This is a genomic window from Planosporangium spinosum (genome assembly GCF_049999945.1).
In the GTDB taxonomy this organism is placed as follows: Bacteria; Actinomycetota; Actinomycetes; order Mycobacteriales; family Micromonosporaceae; genus Planosporangium; species Planosporangium spinosum.
In genome coordinates, this window is the sequence record NZ_JBLYUB010000067.1 from 1 (window position 1) to 1,932 (window position 1,932).

Annotated in this window: 1 protein-coding gene; it reads right to left on the bottom strand. The window is 65.4% G+C overall.

Annotated features, from left to right (window positions below; all coding sequences use genetic code 11):
• Window positions 1–1,122: 1,122 nt before the first annotated feature.
• A complete protein-coding gene (locus ACNTMW_RS34200; RefSeq protein ID WP_426638217.1) occupies window positions 1,123–1,473 on the bottom strand; it encodes a YxiG-like protein in 351 nt (116 codons plus the stop codon).
• Window positions 1,474–1,932: the final 459 nt, after the last annotated feature.

The following is a 1,932-nucleotide window of genomic DNA, read 5'->3' on the forward strand; positions in this document are numbered from 1 at the left end:
GGGTCATCGCGTACTCCGTCCTCTGGGTGTTCTTGGTCGTTCACACAGAGACTCACGCGATGACCCCCTTCACGTCCGCGATACGCCGAAGTGGATCAGCTTCTACACCACTCGATGGGACGCAACCCTGCCGCGCGGCCGGGCGGAACGAGATTGCCTGGCACGGAACGGTTGAGCGGATTCCGTGCCGCTTGCGTGTTCACCCGATCGGTCCCTGCACCAGGCGGTGGCCGGGGTCGGCCACAGTCGGATGATCGAGCTGGTCGGGTTGAGGCTGCCGCGCAGGGCGGCTGGCGTGGGCGTGGGATGCTCGTACATATGACGTCGGCTCCGCGCCGCGCCATTGATGCGCTGACATCTATGAAGTCCTGGGACCTCAAGCCGACGAATGCGTTACAGCACCGGACACCGTGGCCGACGAGCAAGACGTGGCGAGGTTCAACCGAGGACTAGCAATCTGACCGAATTCGTTGATGGGCCGCCCCGAGACCTCTTCCGTGCGGGGAAGAGGTTGGCATCCACATCGCCGCTGATCGCTGCGGCACGCAGCACCGGTTTAGGAAACCGTTGCTCTATCCCCTGAGCTACGAGGGCGACGGGCACTAGGGTACCTGCCAGCGACGATCAGCGTGCGTCAGGGACGGTCACCGCCCATCAGCGGCGACGACGCCGACCGGCGATCATACACCGATCACACGGGTTACCGTGATCTTGCTCAGTGATCGCGGGCGCGCATCGTCGCGCACCGGCACTCACGGTAGCGCGCCGACTATTGCTGACACATCGCTCGCACGCGCGGAGATCATCAATGTGTTGGTGCGACGGGAGCGGCCAGTCAGAGTTGATCTGGTGACGGACGACCAGCTGTCGATGCCGGGCGTCGACGGAGTCCGGGCGTCAAGCCAACGCAACCTGGATCGAGGCAGACACACGATCATGGCCGAGAAGCACGGACGGGTCCACCGAGGTGATCAACGACCAGATCGTGGGTGGCCGGTAGTTCTCCTGTGTTGGGACCATCTGATCCGTAGGAGCGCCCAAGGTCAGACTCTCCCCCGCTCACCTCGTTGACGGATCCGCGCCGGGGTTGTCGTGATGGCGCCTGGTTGCGCCTCGCCGAGGTCAAGCTGGGGTCACCTGACCCCCTGATCTCGCCACTTGCCCTCGGCAACCGCGTAGGGCGTGTAACCGACGGGCAGCTCCGTCACCTCCAGCTCGCTGCAGATCAGGGTGAGGCCATGACCGTTCATCCAACGACGTGCGCCAGGTCTCCGGCCGCAAGGCGGTGCGCGTCTCAGCCTCGACGCAGTACTTGAAGAGGTACCGAAGGTGCGCCGGTTGGATACCAGTCCTCGGGTCAGCCGTCGCGTAGACGATAACCTCGTAGTCGCGCATGTAGTCGGTGTAGGCGTAGTACACCACGGCCTGGTCGAAGACGTCGTCCAGCGCCTGGCGCAACTGCGCGATCTCCATGCTGCCCGTTCTACCAGCCGGGCCGCCAGGCGCAGGCGCCCACGCACCGAACCCCGCCTTGTGAAGCCGAGGCGGTTTGTGCACCCCCACGTGCGTGGGAGGACGTCGGCATCGGTACGACGCTTCCGGCCGGGAGCCGAGCACCCCAACGTGCGTGGGAGGACCCCGACTTCGCGCGCCGGATCAACTGGTTCTTCGGAGCACCCCCACGTGCGTGGGTAGGACACCAGCCCGCCGAGGGTCTCGAACTGGGCACCCGGACCACCCCCACGTGCGTGGGGAGGACGCGATGCTGAGGCTCGTGCTGCGTCCATCACGCGGAGCACCCCCACGTGAGCTGTGTCAAGGATCTTGGACAGGTCCTCGTGGGTTTGCTGGTCAGGCGGCGATGCGGATCTGGTAGTCGGTGAGGGCTTCGGCTGGGGTGCGGTAGTCGAGCGCAGAGTGCAGCCGCTGCCG

Coding starts and splice junctions, on each gene's coding strand:
- ACNTMW_RS34200 (WP_426638217.1), bottom strand. CDS start 1,473: ATGGAGATCGCGCAGTTGCGCCAGGCGCTGGACGACGTCTTCGACCAG.